Genomic DNA, 18,484 nt, shown 5'->3' with positions numbered 1-18,484 from the left:
CATTATGGAAATCTTAGTTCAAAAATTTGGTGGTACATCAGTTGGATCTTACGAAAAAATGAATGAGGTATGCAAAATAATAAAAGCATATAAAGAAACTTATAAGGATTTAAAGCTAGTTGTAGTAGTATCAGCTATGGGAAGAAAGGGTTCACCATATGCAACAGATACATTAATTTCTTTATTAAGTGAAATAAACGATCAACCAAACAAAAGAGAACTAGATATGATAATGAGCTGTGGCGAAATAATATCAGGAACTGTACTTACAAACATGTTACAGGTTAGAAATATAAAGGCTACTTTCTTGACAGGATATCAAGCTGGAATAATAACAACTAATAATTTTTCAGATGCAAAAATATTAGATATAAATACAGAAAGAATATTAAAAGAGTTAAATGATAACAATGTAGTAGTAATAGCTGGATTCCAAGGTAAAACAGAAGATGGAGAAATAACAACACTAGGAAGAGGGGGTAGTGATACATCGGCTGTTGCAATAGGAAAAGCACTAAATTGTTCTAGGGTTGAGATATATACAGATGTAGATGGAATAATGACAGCAGACCCAAGAATAGAACCTGATGCTAAGGTATTAGATTGTATAGATTATGAAGAAGTATTTCAAATGGCAGAAAAAGGAGCTAAAGTTATACATCCAAGAGCAGTATCTCTTGCAAGGAGTGCAAATATAACACTTTCAATAAAAAATACACTAAATCCAGAGTTTGCAGGAACTAGAATATGTACAGAGTGCCAAAGGGAATATATGGAGTATGAAGTAAAAAATAGCCTAATGACAGCTGTAGCTCACAAGGATAAAGTAGCACAAGTTAAAATAAAAGCAAGTGAAGATGACTTTACAAATATATTAAATGATATAGAAAAAGAAAACATAAGTATAGATATGATAAACTTTTTTATAGAAGAAAAAGCATTTGTAGTAGAAGAAGAGTATATAGAGCAACTTGAAAATATACTTAAAAAATCAAACATAGAATATTCCATAAGAAAAAATTGCGCAAAAGTAACTTTAATAGGTGCTAAGATAAATGGCATACCAGGAGTTATGTCAAGATTAGTAAAAGCTTTATCAAAAGAAAATATACCATTACTTCAAACATCTGATTCTAGCATGACAATATCTTGTTTAGTAGATAGTAATGATATATCAAAGTCAGTGCATGCAATTCATAATGAATTTCACTTAAACTAATCAAGTAAAAATACCTAATATACAATAAAAAATGACTAAATACAAAAATTATATTAAAATTAATAAATGTAATACTTTAAAACTAAATGCTTAAAGAATTTTTTGCATATATTTGGACAAAATAACATGAAAGCAGAGTTTGAGAGGAGTATTACATACATGAGATATTATGAAGATAACATTAACTACAATAATCATATAGAATTTAGCCGTGATAGAGGTAGAGAAAAAAGTACATTACAAATAAAAAATGAAAATGAAGAAAATCCAGTAAATGAAACTAAAGATATACAAAATATAAAACAAATGGGTGTGCCTGATATGCCACCACAGCCTAAAAAAGATATACAATGTATAACTATAATAGGAGAGATAGAAGGTCACTACGTAGGAAATCCTCAAAAAAAATCAACTAAATATGAACATATAATACCAATGCTTTATTCAGTAGAAGAAAATGCAGATACTAAAGGCATACTTGTCATATTAAATACAGTAGGAGGAGATGTAGAAGCAGGTCTTGCTATAGCAGAACTTTTAAATAGCATCTCTAAAAAAGTAGTAACATTAGTACTTGGAGGAAGTCATAGTATAGGAGTTCCTCTTGCAACTGCAGGAGACTATTCATTTATAGCACCAACTGCTACCATGATAGTTCATCCTATAAGAACTAACGGACTTGTAATAGGAGTAAATGAAACTTTTGAATACTTTAAAAAAATGCAAGAAAGAATAAGTAATTTCATAACTAGAACTTCTAATATAGATAGAGATGAATTAGACAGGATAATGCACTCAAAAGACGAACTTGTAAATGACGTTGGAAGTGTATTAATAGGAAAAGAAGCTGTAGATGTTGGGCTTATAAATGAAGTTGGAGGATTAAAAGAAGCATTAAGTAAGTTAAAAGAACTTATAAAAGAAGATGAAAAGAATCAAGATAAATAAAAATTGTTATAAATATATGTTGTATGATATAATTAAATGATAAAATAAAAGTGTTAGTGTTAAGGCATTAACACTTTTTGCTATGATATACTTAAAGTAAGATAAGAGGTGAGATGAGTGGCTAAAAAGAAAAAAAGCAAGAAAAAAGAAAAGAAATTAAGCTTTAATCAGGAATATCATAATTTGGTAACTATATTTATAGGTATATTTTTATTATATAGTTTAAATTCAAGTTCAATGGGATTTATAGGATCTATGATGCAATCTTTATTTAAAGGATTATTTGGTTCTCTTTCTGTAATAATACCATTTATAGTAATTATTATAGGGATACTTGGATTCTTTGAAGGCAACGAATATATATATAGATTAAAAAATACTAAAACATACTATGTAGTAATATTATTTATGTTTATATTCTATGGATTATTAAATGCAAAAAGTTTACCTGTAGATTCTCCTTTAAGCTCAGACATGATTAAAGGTGTTATGGATATGGGGGTAAGTGGAGAAGGAAGTGGACTTGTATCTACCACTATAACTTACTATATCGTTAAAATGTTTGGATTAACTGGTGGATGGATGATAAGTATATTTGCACTTGTAATGACTATATTATTTATCTTTAACATATCAGTTAAAGATTTAATATTAAACATAAAAGCAAAATCATCAAGTGCTAAAAATGGAAACCTAAACTTAAAAGAAAAAGTATCTAATATGAAAAAATCAGCAATAGATATGATGACAGAAGAAGTAGATGAAGAAACTATGGTTGATAAAAAAGGTCTATTTAAAGGCTTTATGTCTAAAAACTCTAAAGAAGAGGAAGAATATGTAATAGACCAAGACGAAGATGATATAGGAGATAAAACTATAAAAATAGTTGGGTTTAATAAGGCAGAAGATGAATACCTAGAAATATTAGAAGGTACTCAAAATATGCCAGAATTAGATACAATAAAGGAATTACAAAGCTTTAAAACAGGAGTTGTAGAAGATGTAAAGGAACAACCTATAAAAACATCTAAAACATTCAATTCCGATATGGAGAAAACTCAAGATATAAATGTAGCTTCAAATATGAGTTATGAAAACTATAAAATGCCAAGCTTTAACCTTTTAAACAAAATAGATAAAAAAAGTGATGACGGAGGAAGAAAAAAAGTACTTAAAAATGCATCTCTTTTAGAAAAGACTTTATCTGATTTTGGAGTTGAAGCAAAGGTTAATCAAGTTACAGTAGGACCTACTATAACTAGATATGAAATACAGCCAAGCCCAGGAGTTAAGGTTAGTAAAATAGTAAATCTAACAGATGATATAGCACTAAGCTTAGCTGCTAAAAGTATAAGAATGGAAGCTCCAATACCAGGTAAAAGTGCAATAGGTATAGAAGTGCCAAATGAAAATGCACAAATGGTAGGAATTCGTGAAGTATTAGAAAGTGAAGAATTTAGAAACTTTGAATCTCCACTTGCTATGGCACTAGGTAAAGATATAGCAGGAAAAACTGTAATAGCAGATATAGGAAAAATGCCTCATATGTTAATAGCAGGATCAACAGGTTCAGGAAAAAGTGTATGTGTAAATACACTAATAAGTAGTATACTTTATAAAGCAAAGCCTGATGAAGTAAAGTTATTACTTATAGACCCTAAAGTAGTTGAACTTGCAAACTATAATGGGATACCACACCTACTTATACCAGTAGTTACAGATCCTAAAAAAGCTGCTAATGCACTTAACTGGGCAGTAACAGAAATGAATAGAAGATACAAGTTATTTGCAGGAGCACAAGTAAAAGATATAACAAGTTACAATCAAAAGGCAGAAGAAAAACTCCCTAAGATAGTAATAATAATAGACGAACTTGCAGACTTAATGATGGTAAGTTCAAATGATGTTGAAGATTATATATGTAGATTAGCACAGATGGCAAGAGCAGCTGGAATGCACTTAATAGTAGCAACACAAAGACCATCTGTTGACGTTATAACAGGAGTTATAAAAGCTAACATACCATCTAGAATAGCATTTGCTGTTTCATCACAAACAGACTCAAGAACAATTCTTGATATGGGTGGAGCTGAAAAACTATTAGGTAAAGGTGATATGTTATTCTATCCATTAGGAGCAGCAAAACCTGTTAGACTTCAAGGTGCGTTTATATCAGAAGGTGAATCTGAAAGAGTTATAGACTTTGTAAAATCACAAGTTAGTGGTAACGAAGTAAAGTACGAAGAAGATATAATGGAGACTATATCAAAAGCTAATATAGCAAAATCAAGTGATGAAGATGAATTATTAAGTGAAGCTATAGAATTTATAGTTGAAAGTGGACAAGGTTCATCATCTATGTTACAAAGAAAGTTTAAAATAGGATTTAATAGAGCGGCAAGACTTATAGATTCTATGGAAGAAAGAGGTATAGTTGGACCAAGCGAAGGAAGTAAACCAAGAAAAGTATTAATAAGTAAACAAGACTTACAAAATTTAGAAGGTGAGTAAAATTGAAGACAATAAAAATAGAAGACGCACTTAAGTTGGAAAATGTAGTTTTTATAGATGTAAGAACTGAATCAGAGCATGAAGAAGATAATATATTAGATGCATTTAGCATGCCATTATTTAAAGACAATGAACATAATGAAGTAGGTACTATATATAAAATGCAAGGAAAACATGAAGCTATAAAAATAGGATTTGATTATGTTGGATATAAATTAAAAGATATATATCTTAATGTATTAGAAGCTGCAAAAAATCATGACAATGTAGTAGTTTATTGTGCTAGAGGAGGAATGAGAAGTGGATCGGTAGTTAACTTAGTTTCTTCTCTAGGCATAAATGTATACCAATTAGAAGGTGGATATAAATCTTATAGAAATTATGTATTAGATTATCTAAGAAATATAATGAATACAAAAGAATTTATAGTAGTTCATGGACTTACGGGAGTCGGAAAAACCGACTTACTTAAAATGTTAGAAGAAAATAACATAGACAATATAGATCTAGAAGGAATAGCTAAAAATAGTGGTTCTACATTTGGATTTATAACATTTGACCAAAAACCACCAAGTCAAAAGAAATTCGAAACTAAAATATTTGAAGAATTATTTTACTCAAACTCAGATTATATATTTATAGAAAGTGAAAGTAAAAGAGTAGGTCATGTTTGTGTACCTAATGAAATATATGATGCTATTATAAGAGATGGTCATCATATATTATTAGAATGTAGTACTGAAAATAGAGTTAAAAGATTATGTAGAGATTATATACATAATCAAAAAAATAAAGAAGAAAACATACAAACTTTAAAAGATTGTATAAATAAATTTAGAAAAAGATTAGGTCATAAGAGAGTAGATGAATATATTAATCTATTAGATGAAGGAAAATACGAGGAATTAGTAGAAAGATATTTAGTAGAGTATTATGACCCTTTATATATGCATTCGGTTGATAAGTATAAATATAATCAAGTTATAAACTTTGATGATATGACTAAAGGACTAAATGAAAGCATAAAATATCACGAGAAGGCCAAAAAGGAGCAATAAAGATGTTAAAGATAGCACTAGAATCACTAGGATGTTCGAAAAACTTAGTAGATGCAGAAATAATGATGGGAATACTAAATAGAAAAGGTTATAAGTTAGTAGGTGATTTTTCTGAGGCTGATATAATACTTGTAAATACATGTGGATTTATAGAATCAGCAAAGCAAGAATCAATAGATACTATTCTTGACTTAGCACAATACAAAGTAGATGGAAATCTAAAGATACTTATAGTAACAGGATGTTTAGCACAAAGATATTCAGAAGAATTAAAAGCAGAAATACCTGAAATAGATGCAATAGTAGGTACAGGAAGTTATCAACAAATAGACGAAATAATAAAAGACTTAGAAAAAGAAAAGCAAGTTGTTAGCTTAAATGATATAGAATTTGCTTTCAACGAAGAATTACCAAGATATGTTACAACTCCAAATCATATGGCATACCTAAAAATAGGTGAAGGTTGTGACAACCATTGTACTTACTGTATAATACCAAAATTAAGAGGTAAATATAGAAGTAGAAAAATGGAAGATATAGTTAAAGAGGCTAAAGATTTAGCAGCTAGAGGTGTTAAAGAATTAGTAGTTATAGCACAAGATACAACTAAGTATGGATTTGATTTATACAACAAAGAAATGTTACCAACTTTACTAGAAGAATTAGCTAAAGTAGAAGGCATAAAGTGGATAAGAGTAATGTATTCTTACCCAGAATCAATAAGCGAAGAATTAGTTATGGTAATGAAAAAATATGATAATATATGTAACTACTTTGATATGCCTATACAACATGCAAGTAACAGAATACTAAAGCTAATGAATAGAAAAACAACTAAAGAAGATATATTATCTAAAATAGAAATGATAAGAAAGCATATACCAGATGCTACAATAAGAACAACTATAATAGTAGGATTCCCAGGTGAAACTGAAGAAGATTTTAATGAAGTTGTAGAATTTGCAAAAGAAGTTAAATTTGATAGATTAGGTGCATTTGCATATTCAAGAGAAGAAGATACGCCAGCAGATAAATTACCTAATCACATAGAACAAGAAATAAAAGAACAAAGAAGAGATAAATTAATGCTAGAACAACAAAAAATATCTCAAGAATTAAATGAAGCTAAAGTAGGAAACACTTACGAAGTTTTAATAGAAGAACAAATAGAAGATAAAGTATATATAGGTAGAACTCAAGGCGATGCAGAAGAAATAGATAGTATAGTTTACGTAAAATCTGAAGATCAACTTAATGTAGGGGATTTTGTAAAAGTAAGAATAGATAAAGCTTTAGAATATGATTTAATGGGAGATGTATTATAAATGAATTTACCAAATAAATTAACTTTATTTAGGATATTCTTAATACCAGTATTTATAATAGTAATGTTACTTAACATACCTAACAAATATTTAATAGCTTGTATAATATTTGTAGTAGCATCAATAACAGATGCTATGGATGGACACATAGCAAGAAAGCATAATCTAGTTACAGACTTTGGGAAATTTATGGATCCACTTGCAGATAAGTTATTAGTTTTATCAGCATTAATATGTATGATAGAAAGTGGCTTAGTAGCAAGTTGGATGGTAATAATAATAGTAGCGAGAGAGCTAACAGTAAGTATACTAAGAGCAATAGCAGCAGCTGATGGAAAAGTAATAGCAGCTAGTGGAGGAGGAAAGTTAAAGACTATAAGCCAAATGGTAGCTATAATAGTATTATTATTAGGAGCAAACTTTAACAATTCACTATTAATTATGATAGGAGATATATCTATATTAATAGCAACACTTCTAACACTTTACTCAGGATGGGAATACTTATATAAAAATAAAGAATTATTCATGAATAGTAAATAATAAAAAGTGGGCATAAACTGCCCGCTTTTTACTTTATACAAAATACAGTTTTAAATATAAGCTAAAGTGTAAATATTAATTTACACAGATACAAGTTATACTAAAACATAAGTTTTATATAAAATGTATAAAAATGTAAATAAAGGTTTATAAATAAAATTAGTATGGTAAAATTTTAATATAGGAAAATAATATAAATGTAAAAACAAATTTTTATTAATTGACTGTAATTAAAAATTAGTATATAATCTATATTACAGAACAAATGTTTGTAAAAAGCGAAAGAAAGGGATGGATATAAATGAGTATAGAACAAGATAAATTAAAAGCACTTAACCAAGCGTTAGGTCAAATAGAAAAAGACTTTGGGAAAGGGTCAGTAATGAAATTAGGAGAAGCTACATCTATGAATATAGATGTTATACCAACAGGTTCAATAGGGCTAGATATTGCAGTTGGTATAGGTGGATTACCAAAGGGAAGAATAATAGAAGTATATGGACCGGAATCTTCAGGTAAGACAACAGTTGCACTTCACACAGTAGCAGAAGCTCAAAAACAAGGTGGAATAGCAGCATTTATAGATGCAGAACATGCACTTGACCCAGTATATGCAAAAGCATTAGGAGTTGACATAGATAACTTAATAATATCTCAACCAGATACAGGGGAACAAGCACTAGAAATAGCAGAAGCACTTATAAGAAGTGGAGCTATAGATATAATAGTAGTCGATTCAGTTGCAGCACTTGTTCCAAGAGCTGAAATAGAAGGGGACATGGGAGACTCTCACGTTGGTCTTCAAGCTAGACTTATGTCTCAAGCGCTTAGAAAATTAACAGGTTCAATAAAAAAATCTAATTGTGTTGCAATATTTATAAACCAATTAAGAGAAAAAGTTGGTATAATGTTTGGAAATCCAGAAACAACAACAGGTGGACGTGCGCTTAAATTCTACTCATCTGTAAGACTTGATGTTAGAAGAGTAGATAGTATAAAACAAGGCGATAAAGTAATCGGAAGTAGAACAAGAGTAAAAGTAGTTAAAAATAAAGTTGCACCACCATTTAAGCAAACAGAGTTTGATATAATGTATGGTGAAGGTATATCTAAGGTTGGAGATTTATTAGATATAGCAGCAGATATAGATGTAGTTAAAAAGTCAGGAGCTTGGTACAGCTATAATGATATAAAATTAGGACAAGGTAGAGAAAATGTTAAGAAATTCTTATCAGATAATCCTGATTTAATAGCAGAAATAGATGAGAAGGTAAGAGCACACTACAAATTAGATGAAAATAAAGAAAATGCACCATTAGAAGATGAAATAGATAAGCAATAATAACTTAAACATACACCTCCTATTAACTTGACATGAGTTAGAAAAAATTATAAAATTAAAGAGAAATAAAATATCTAAATTTAGTTCTATATATAAATATTCTTAGATAAATATAAATAAAGGTATTTTGTTGTTATTACAACATAGATTATGAAAATACTTATAGTTTATAAACGTATATCATAGTTATGATTGTACTTTAACGATTAAAATCTTAGAAGTGACATTTTGGGATATTAACTAAAGGAGGTGGATGTCATAGAGACTGTAGTAATGCTTTTGATAGGGGCAGCAATAGGTATTATAGCTGGATATTTTGTAAGAAAAAATATATCTGAGACTAAAATTGGACAAGCAGAAAGCTTAGCCAAAGAAATTATAGATAAAGCAAATAGAGACTCAGAAACTATTAAAAAAGAAAAGCAACTAGAAGCTAAGGAAGAAATCCACAAGTGGAGAACTGAAGCTGAAAGAGAAAACAAAGAAAGAAGAAATGACTTACAAAAATACGAAAGAAGAATAATACAAAAAGAAGAAGTTCTAGATAAGAAATTATACAACCTAGAATCAAAAGAAAATAGTTTAAGTGATAAGCTTAAAAATGTAGCAAAAAAAGAAGAAGAAGTAGAAGAAATAAAAGTAAAGCAACTTGAAAAATTAGAAAACATATCAGGTATAACTTCTGATAAGGCAAAAGAGATAATATTAACTAATGCTGAGAGAGAAGTAAGACGTGAAATGTCTATAATGATAAAAGAGATAGAATCTCAAGCTAAGGAAGAAGCTGAAAAAAAATCAAGAGAAATAATAGGTTATGCTATACAAAAATGTGCAGCAGACCATGTTGCAGAAACAACTGTTACAGTAGTTAATTTACCAAATGATGAAATGAAGGGTAGAATAATAGGTAGAGAAGGAAGAAATATAAGAACTCTAGAAACTTTAACAGGAATTGATTTAATAATAGACGATACTCCAGAAGCTGTAATTTTATCAGGATTTGATCCTATAAGAAGAGAAGTTGCAAGAATAGCTTTAGAAAAGCTAATAGCAGATGGAAGAATACATCCAGCTAGAATAGAAGAAATGGTAGAAAAAGCTAGAAAAGAAGTAGATAATATAATTAAGGAATATGGGGAACAAGCAGCATTTGAAACAGGAGTGCACGGACTTCATCCAGAGTTAATTAGACTATTAGGTAGACTTAACTACAGAACTAGTTATGGACAAAATGTACTTAAACATTCTATTGAAGTTGCACATATAGCAGGTATAATGGCAGCTGAAATAGGAGCTGATATAAAATTAGCTAAAAGAGCTGGTTTACTTCATGATATAGGTAAATCTGTTGACCATGAAATGGAAGGTACACATGTAGAAATAGGTATGGACTTATTAAGAAGATATAAAGAATCTAAAGAAGTTATACATGCTATGAGTACTCACCATGGAGACTATGAACCTCAAACAATAGAAGCTGTTTTAGTAACTGCGGCAGATGCTATATCAGCAGCAAGACCAGGTGCTAGAAGAGAAACATTAGAGGCGTATATAAAGAGACTTGAAAAGCTAGAAGAGATCGCAAACTCTTATGATGGTGTAGAAAAATCGTTTGCTATACAAGCAGGTAGAGAAGTTAGAATAATGGTTAAACCTGAAAATGTAAGCGATGAAGATATACATTTATTAGCTCGTGATATGACTAAGAAAATCGAAGATGAATTAGAATATCCAGGTCAAATAAAAGTTAGTATAATAAGAGAAACAAGAGCAATTGAATATGCTAAGTAAAAAAGAGAGTAATTTACTCTCTTTTTTTATTTGTATAAAAGTTAGTATTAGAGCCCTTTATTAATATTTAAATTTTCTAATCATATATAAATTTATAAAAAATATAAAAATTTGCAACTTTTTAGTATTTATGTCAGTCTAATTGTTGTATACATTTTGTGTCATGGCACATTGAAAAAAAGGAGGAACATATGGGAAATGTATTAACATTGCCTTGGCAAGGAAGAAAAAAAGGAGAGTCTAATATAAAGCTAGTTAAAAAGGCTATAAAAGGGGACTCAAAAGCATTTACAGAATTGATGAAAGTTCATAAAGTATCTCTTTACAAAATTGCATATAGTTACGTAAAAGATGAGCAAAAAGCTTTAGATATATTACAAGAGACTACTTACAAGGGATTATTAAATATAAATAAATTGAGTGAACCAAAATTTTTTAAAACTTGGATAACAAAAGTGCTAATAAATGTAGCTATAGATTATTCAAAGAAGGAAGACAAGATAGTTTACATAGAAGAAGAAGCAAATATAGTTGAAAAAGCAAAGGAAATTTCAATAGAAGAAAAATTAGATTTATATGATGCGATAGATAGTTTAAGAGAGCAATACAAAATGGTTATTATTTTAAAGTACTTTAATGACATGACTATTGAAGAGATTTCTCAAAATATGGATATACCAATAAATACAGTTAAAAGCCATATGAGAAGAGCAAAGAAGCAATTAAAGGAAATATTAATGGAGGGCGAGATAAATGAGCAATAAGAGATATGATAATATAAATATACCTTTAGATATAGATGAAGCTATAGAAAAGGGAGTATCAAAGGCATTAAAAGAGAAAAATAAAAATCATAAAAGAAATAATTTGCCTAAAATAGCTGCTGCAAGCTTAGTTGGAATACTTACACTAGGAGCTTTAAACCCAGCGTTAGCATCTAAAATACCTTTTGTAGGTAATGTTTTTGAAGCAATAGAAAAAAATATTTACTTCCCAGGAAATTATTCTCAATATTCTACAGCTATTAATGAAACAGCATATTCAAATGGGATAGGGGTTACACTTTCAGAAGTTGTATGCGATGGGCAATCATTATATATAACTTATGTAGTTGAAAATGAAAAACCATTTAAATATACTTCTTGGGGAAATGGGAAAAAACTAGATATGAATCAATTAATAATAGAAGAAGCTTATAATAAAGTTAGCTTTAGTGATAAAGAACTAGATTCAACTGGATTTGCAGGGTTAGAAGGGAAATTTATTGATGAGTATACATTTGTTGGAGTACAAAAATATAAAATAAATGAAATAAAAGAAGAAGTACCAAATGAATTTACATTTCAGACTAAATTAAAAGTTATAGATAACTATGCTATAAATGAAGGTGATAAAGATGATGTAACTTGGGGAACTTGGGCTTTTAACATTCCAGTAAAAGTAAATAAAGAATTAAGAAATATTATAAATTTAGAAAATGTTGAAAATGATTTTGTAAAAGTTAATTCAATTTCTATAACACCTTTTGATATGATAATCAAAAATTCTTACAAAAAAGGTACGTGGGATGAATATAGAATGACAGTATTTGATGACAAAGGAAAAAAACTAGAACAATCAGAGTCTACAGCAGATAATGATAATAAAGGTGATAAAACTTATTTACAATCACCAAAAGATAGCAAAAACATTAGAGTAGTGATAGAAAAACCTAAATATAAAGAGTTAAAATCACAACCAGGAACATACGAAGAAATAGGTAGTGATGTAGTACTTGATGAAGTCATAAACTTAAAAAAATAATATAGTTGTTAAAAGAGTGCATACTTAAAATTTTATAAGTATGCATTTTTTTATATAAAGAAACAAAAATACAATATAGTACAATACTTATGTATATAAAGATTAAATATAAGCAAGAAAATTGGAAATACTAAATATGTGTAAGTTTATTATAAATAAAAGGAGTGCTAGTATGCTAAAACAATTATCAAAAAATCAGTATGTAAAAATGACTAAAGTTAATGATAAAGAAAAAGAAGTTGAATATGGAGTAGTTCTTAATAAAAATGAAGATAATTATGAAATAATGACAATAGGATTTATAAATAAAAATGGTAACTTTTTAGAATACCCTATAGAATCATACAATCTAGTAGATACCTATAATATAGATGATGCTTATTTTGATGAAGTAAAAGAAAATGAAGTAAGAAGAAAAATGAATATTTGGATGGAAGAACATTATAGACATTAAAAATTTTAAGGGGAGTTATAAACTTCCCTATTTTTGTAAAAACTATAATATAATGATACAATTTATATAATTAAATTAATATAAATTAAGAAGTTTATAGAATACATAGTAAATATAGTAAATTATAAGTTTAAATGCTATAATTATTAGTAAGCGAGGGGGAATATCAGGTGAAAAATTACATAAATATTGACTCTGAACTAGATGCTTTAAAAATAAAAGAAGTAGAAAAAGTATTCTATGAAAATATAGAAAGAGATGTAAAAATAATACCTAAAGTAACACCATTTAAAGGGATCAATACAGATATGTTATATATAAAAGACAATAAAGCGCTATTTATAAAATTTATGGATACAACAGAAGATATATTCTATATCCTAGAAGAAGACCTATTAGAGGTTATGAGTGAAGAAAATGACCTGTTAAGTTTAAAAATGAAGCAGTCTCATAGTGATATAAAATATAATTATGTTTTTGTTATGCCATATGTAGATATAGAAGAAGATTATGGATTTAGCGAATTTATATATAAACATATAATAGACAAAAGTAAACTTGAAGAAATAATGAATGATAAAAAACTACTAGATAATTACCTAGAAGAATCAAATAATGAAGTAACATTAAATTTATTTATGATGGACGTATGCCCTGAGTATTATTTACTTAATAGTAAATATCACTTAAATAAAAATTTTAAAAAGATATCTTTTTATAGTGATGACTATGAGTATAGTGCGACTATGCTAAATCAAAGTCAGCTTATTAAAAGTATATCTATAAAATATGGTGATATACTCTTAAAAGGAGCACCAGGTACTGGTAAAACAGCAATAATGTTATCTAGAGCTATAAAATTAGCTAGAATATATCCACATCATAAATTTTTAATAATAACACCATCAAAACAAGGATGTAATGAGCTTAGAGAAAAGGTTAAATTATTATATAAAAATAATAACAATTTAGAAATACATACATATAGCTCTTTTATATTTAAGCTAGCTAAAAAATACAATTTAGTAATAAACTATAGTTTATTAAAAAAGGACTATGAAAAAGCTTTTGAAAACCTTATAAAGCAAGCTAAAAATATAATAAAAAATAAGAAGATGTTTAAAGGAATATTTGTAGATAAAGGCGAACAGTATTCAAGTGAGGAAATATATTTCTTAAAAGAATTCTTATATAAAACTAAACACATATTCAATGTGTATTCATGTGAGAGTTCAAATATAAGTAATGATTTAAACATATTCAAACCCAATGTAAACAATCTAGCGTTTGATGAAATAATAGAATTAAAAGATAATTATAAACAAACTAAAAGATTAGTGGAATTTGTAAATAATTTCTCTGAAAATACAAATAATTATATACATTCTTTAAGAGAAAATAAAACTTATAATGAATTTTATAAAAGTATATCTAAAAGAGAAGAAGGTAAATCTGTAGATATAATAAAAGTTAGTGATTTAGATGAACAAATAAGCTCTGTAATATGGGAGATAGAGCATTTAGTAGAAGATAAAGGATTAAATTATAGTGATATAGGAATAGTATATCCATACAATAAAAAGAAATTAAAAAGTGGAAAAATGATATACTTCCAATATATGCTAAGAAAGGCATTAGATGAAGCAGAAATACCTTATATATGTGCAGATGAAGACTTAACTAATATGAGTGAAAAGTTTGGAATAACCATTTCTAATATTTATAATATGAGTAATTTAGAATACAAAGCTTTAATATTATGTGAGTTAGAAATGTTATACAATCATAAAATAATAGATAGAAGTCAGGATTATCAAATAAACGATTTTGTAGGAGATTTAAATAAAGTATATTCGGCTATAAATAGAGCTTGTGATGATTTGACTATAATAACTGCATTTAATGAAGAATCTAGTGATATAATAAAACTTCTTATAGAATCAAATATATAAGTTTGAAACTATAAGAAAAACATAAGTATTTTCTTATAGTAAATAAAACATTATAAACATTATAAGAGTATTATCAGGTTTAATATGCATTATAAAAGTCTTCATTTAGATAATCAAATGAAGACTTTTATATTTATATAAAATTTATAAAGATACTATTTTATAAGGTAAAAATAAGCTAAAACTATTATACCTAGGACTATTCTATAGTATCCAAATACTTTAAAGTCGTGCTTTTTGATATAATCCATTAAAAACTTTATAACAAATACTGAAACTACAAAAGCCACTATAGAACCAGTTAGAAGTACAACCCACTCAAGTCCACTAAATGCTAAACCAGCTTTAGCAAGTTTTAGTGCACTAGCCCCAAGCATAGTAGGTATAGCTAAGAAAAATGAAAATTCTGCAGCTACATATCTAGATGTACCAAGAAGTATTGCACCTATTATAGTAGATCCAGATCTAGATGTTCCAGGTATTAAAGCTAAACACTGGAATAAACCTATACCGATAGCTAACTTATAAGTTACTTGAGAGAAATCATTATACTTAGGTTTTTTATTTCTATTCTCAAGTAGTATCATGATTATACCGTATACTATAAGTGCAATAGCAACTGTTGTAGCATTAAAGAAAGCTGCTTCTATTTTATCATCATACAAAAATCCTAATATTGCAGATGGAAAAACAGCTACTATAACTTTAAGCCATAAGCTTATTGTTTCATTCTTTTGAATAGAAGTTTTTGAACTATCAAAAGGATTTAGTTTTTTAAAGAATATGATAATGACTGCTAGTATTGCACCAAGTTGTATTACAACTAAAAATGTATTTACAAAAGTATCCGAAAAATTAAGGTGCATAAATTCATCTACTAGTATCATATGGCCAGTACTACTTACAGGTAACCATTCAGTTATACCTTCGACAATACCAAGTATTACGGCTTTAAAAATTTCTATTAAATTTGCCATTAAAAAGTTCCTCCAACATAAAATTTTAATATACTAAATTAACGTCAACTTAGAGTATACCAATAAAAATTATAAGGTGTCAACTAAATATAATATATGAGATGAAAGGATAAATATATGAATAAAATTATAGAATTAGATGATTATGAATATGAGATTTTTAAAAACTTTTCGAAAAAACTTAACCCAGCAACTAGGCATGATTACTTATCAAAAATAATAGCATTTAAAGAGTTTATAGATGATAAAGAACTCTTATATGCAGATAAAGAAGATTGTCAAAAATTTATCGATAATGTAAAAGAAAACTATGCAAAGTCAACATCAGAAAAGATATATAGTTATTTACATAGTTTCTATAATTTTTTAATGAAAGAAGAATATATAGAAGTAAACCCATTTAGATATGTAGAAAAGCCTGAAGTAACTAGAATAAAAACTAAAGATGACGTGTTAAGTATTCAAGAAATAAATCAACTAGTAGATTCCATATATAAGTTAACTATAAGAGATAGAGCTATAATAGTATTTTTAGTAACAACAGGATGTTTATTAAATGAAGTAGTTAGTTTAAAATGGAAAGATCTTATGGTAGATGAAAAAGATAACCACTATGTAAGACTTGGCAAAAAAAGAAAAGAAAGGATAGTAAAATTACATCCATATTGTTTTAAGCTATTAGAGGATTACAGAAATTATTCTGGATTATCAGAGGTTATAATGCCTACAGAAGATTTTGTATTTACAACTCAAAAAAGTAATTCTATAACCGATAGAAATGTCAGATTAATAGTTAGAAAAGCGTTAGATAATGCTGGGCTTTGCCAATATTCTGCAAAAGATTTTAGACACTCTTATGCTGCTATAGCACTAAGACTAGGTGCTAATGAATCTGATATAAAGAAGCAATTAGGTTGGAGTGATAAATACTATGCTATAAGGTATAAATATGTATTAAATTTTGTTGATAGTGAAAGTATAGATTATATGATGCAAAAAGAAAATCTTACGTTAAATAACAAATAAAATGAACATAAATAAAAAAAAACTTGTTATGGTTCGTAATATTTTATATAATTATTATATAACAACTTAAGGAAGGTGCGAAAAATTATGATAGATAAAAAATATAGTACATACCAAAACCCTTTAATAGATAGATATTGTAGCAAGGATATGAGCTATATATTCTCTCCACAATTTAAATTCTCAACTTGGAGAAAGTTATGGGTGGCACTTGCAGAAGGTGAAAAGGAATTAGGAATAAATATAACTGATGAACAAATAGAAGAATTAAAAGCTAACATATATAATATAAATTTTGATGAAGCTAGAAAGATAGAAAAAGAAGTAAGACATGATGTAATGAGTCATGTAAAGGCATATGGACTTCAATGTGATAGCGCTAAAGGTATAATACATTTAGGTGCTACTTCAGCTTATGTTGGAGATAATACAGATGTTATACAAATGGATGAGGCTTTAAAACTTATAAGAATAAAGCTTGTAAACTTAATAAACAACTTAAGAGAGTTTGCATTAAAGTATAAAGACGTTCCAACACTTGGATTTACACATTTCCAAGCAGCACAGCTTACAACAGTAGGTAAAAGAGCTACATTATGGGCTCAAGATTTAATACTAGATTTAGAAGATATAAACTACAGAATAGATAATATGAAGCTAAGAGGAGTTAAAGGTACAACTGGAACTCAAGCAAGTTTCTTAAGTCTATTTGAAGGAGATCATGAAAAAGTAAAAGAACTTAATAAGTTAGTTTGTGAAAAGATGGGATATAAATCTTCTTATGCAGTAAGTGGACAAACATATACTAGAAAATTAGATTATCAAGTGTTAAGTGTATTATCTGGTATAGCACAAAGTATGCATAAAATGACTAATGATATAAGATTACTACAAAGTTTAAAAGAAATAGAAGAACCATTTGAAAAGAATCAAATAGGATCATCTGCTATGGCATATAAGAGAAACCCAATGAGAAGTGAAAGAATAGCATCACTTTCTAAATATATAATAGCAGAATCAATAAGTCCTGCATTAGTACAAGCTACTCAATGGTTAGAAAGAAGCTTAGATGATTCAGCAAACAAGAGATTATCTATACCACAAGCATTTATGGCAGCAGATGCTATAATAGAAATAGGTATAAATGTAACTAATGGATTAGTAGTTTACGAAAACATGATAAATAAACATATAAATGAAGAACTTCCATTTATGGCTACAGAAAATATACTTATGGAAGCTGTAAAAAGAGGTGGAGATAGACAAGAACTTCACGAAATAATAAGAGAGTACTCTATGCAAGCAGCTTATAGAGTAAAGCAAGAAGGTAAAGATAACAACTTAATAGAGCTTATAATAAATGATGATTCTTTCAAAATGTCTAGAGAAGAAATACTATCTGTAATGGATCCTAAAAACTTCATAGGTAGAGCTCCAGAACAAGTTGTAGAATTTGTAAAAGAATATTTAGATCCTGCAATAGAAGAGTTTAAAGAGCAAATAGGAATGACAATAGACTTACACGTATAAATTTT

General features: G+C 28.0%; 15 protein-coding genes. 14 read left to right on the top strand and 1 reads right to left on the bottom strand.

What is annotated here, in order from left to right:
• Nucleotides 1–4 precede the first annotated feature (4 nt).
• The 12 genes from dapG (at nucleotide 5) to I4U66_RS08165 (ending at nucleotide 14,946) form a co-directional block, all read left to right on the top strand.
• Nucleotides 5–1,219 (top strand): aspartate kinase, encoded by a 1,215-nt coding sequence (dapG, locus tag I4U66_RS08220; protein WP_092924786.1) that lies wholly within the window; start codon nucleotides 5–7, stop codon nucleotides 1,217–1,219.
• A 159-nt stretch (nucleotides 1,220–1,378) separates the two neighbouring features.
• Nucleotides 1,379–2,167 (top strand): ClpP family protease, encoded by a 789-nt coding sequence (locus I4U66_RS08215; RefSeq protein ID WP_176579613.1) that lies wholly within the window; start codon nucleotides 1,379–1,381, stop codon nucleotides 2,165–2,167.
• Between the two features lie 117 nt (nucleotides 2,168–2,284).
• Nucleotides 2,285–4,678, top strand: coding sequence for a DNA translocase FtsK (locus tag I4U66_RS08210; protein WP_166505766.1), 2,394 nt, complete (start codon nucleotides 2,285–2,287; stop codon nucleotides 4,676–4,678).
• A gap of 2 nt (nucleotides 4,679–4,680) precedes the next feature.
• A complete protein-coding gene (gene mnmH / locus I4U66_RS08205) occupies nucleotides 4,681–5,736 on the top strand; it encodes a tRNA 2-selenouridine(34) synthase MnmH (protein ID WP_166505765.1) in 1,056 nt (351 codons plus the stop codon).
• 2 nt (nucleotides 5,737–5,738) lie between these two features.
• Entirely contained in the window at nucleotides 5,739–7,061 is a 1,323-nt protein-coding gene (gene rimO, locus I4U66_RS08200) for a 30S ribosomal protein S12 methylthiotransferase RimO (protein WP_176579612.1), read from the top strand.
• On the top strand, nucleotides 7,062–7,604 hold the full coding sequence (gene pgsA / locus I4U66_RS08195) for a CDP-diacylglycerol--glycerol-3-phosphate 3-phosphatidyltransferase (RefSeq protein ID WP_092924794.1): 543 nt from the start codon (nucleotides 7,062–7,064) through the stop codon (nucleotides 7,602–7,604). It begins immediately after the preceding gene.
• Between the two features lie 301 nt (nucleotides 7,605–7,905).
• Nucleotides 7,906–8,946, top strand: a complete 1,041-nt coding sequence (recA, locus tag I4U66_RS08190) for a recombinase RecA (protein WP_092924796.1) — start codon at nucleotides 7,906–7,908, stop codon at nucleotides 8,944–8,946.
• Nucleotides 8,947–9,195: 249 nt separating this feature from the next.
• Complete coding sequence (gene rny, locus I4U66_RS08185; protein ID WP_092924798.1) at nucleotides 9,196–10,737, top strand: ribonuclease Y; 1,542 nt, start codon at nucleotides 9,196–9,198, stop codon at nucleotides 10,735–10,737.
• Nucleotides 10,738–10,928: 191 nt separating this feature from the next.
• The gene (locus I4U66_RS08180) at nucleotides 10,929–11,501 is read left to right on the top strand and encodes a sigma-70 family RNA polymerase sigma factor (protein ID WP_195581283.1); all 573 of its coding nucleotides are present in this window, start codon (nucleotides 10,929–10,931) and stop codon (nucleotides 11,499–11,501) included.
• Nucleotides 11,491–12,540 carry a DUF4179 domain-containing protein gene (locus I4U66_RS08175; protein ID WP_195581281.1) on the top strand — a complete coding sequence of 350 codons (1,050 nt, stop codon included), beginning with the start codon at nucleotides 11,491–11,493 and terminating at the stop codon, nucleotides 12,538–12,540. The genes I4U66_RS08180 and I4U66_RS08175 overlap by 11 nt, the downstream gene beginning before the upstream one ends.
• A 172-nt stretch (nucleotides 12,541–12,712) precedes the next feature.
• Entirely contained in the window at nucleotides 12,713–12,994 is a 282-nt protein-coding gene (locus I4U66_RS08170; protein WP_092924804.1) for a hypothetical protein, read from the top strand.
• Nucleotides 12,995–13,164: 170 nt separating this feature from the next.
• Entirely contained in the window at nucleotides 13,165–14,946 is a 1,782-nt protein-coding gene (locus I4U66_RS08165; protein WP_195928713.1) for a UvrD-helicase domain-containing protein, read from the top strand.
• A 155-nt stretch (nucleotides 14,947–15,101) separates the two neighbouring features.
• Here the strand turns inward: I4U66_RS08165 and I4U66_RS08160 are convergent, their stop codons facing one another.
• Nucleotides 15,102–15,923: an undecaprenyl-diphosphate phosphatase gene (locus I4U66_RS08160; protein ID WP_166505761.1), complete on the bottom strand. Its 822-nt coding sequence runs from the start codon at nucleotides 15,921–15,923 to the stop codon at nucleotides 15,102–15,104.
• A 117-nt stretch (nucleotides 15,924–16,040) separates the two neighbouring features.
• Here I4U66_RS08160 and I4U66_RS08155 point away from each other — a divergent pair, with 117 nt between their 5' ends.
• Together I4U66_RS08155 and purB are read left to right on the top strand one after the other, a co-directional pair.
• Nucleotides 16,041–16,949, top strand: coding sequence for a tyrosine-type recombinase/integrase (locus I4U66_RS08155; RefSeq protein ID WP_195928711.1), 909 nt, complete (start codon nucleotides 16,041–16,043; stop codon nucleotides 16,947–16,949).
• An 87-nt stretch (nucleotides 16,950–17,036) separates the two neighbouring features.
• The gene (gene purB / locus I4U66_RS08150; protein WP_166505759.1) at nucleotides 17,037–18,479 is read left to right on the top strand and encodes an adenylosuccinate lyase; all 1,443 of its coding nucleotides are present in this window, start codon (nucleotides 17,037–17,039) and stop codon (nucleotides 18,477–18,479) included.
• Nucleotides 18,480–18,484: the final 5 nt, after the last annotated feature.

This window comes from Romboutsia sp. D33t1_170424_H2 (assembly GCF_015669105.1).
Taxonomy (GTDB): Bacteria; Bacillota; Clostridia; order Peptostreptococcales; family Peptostreptococcaceae; genus Romboutsia_C; species Romboutsia_C hominis.
The sequence above is the reverse complement of the archived record's forward strand: the minus strand, read 5'-3'. Positions and strand labels throughout refer to the sequence as shown.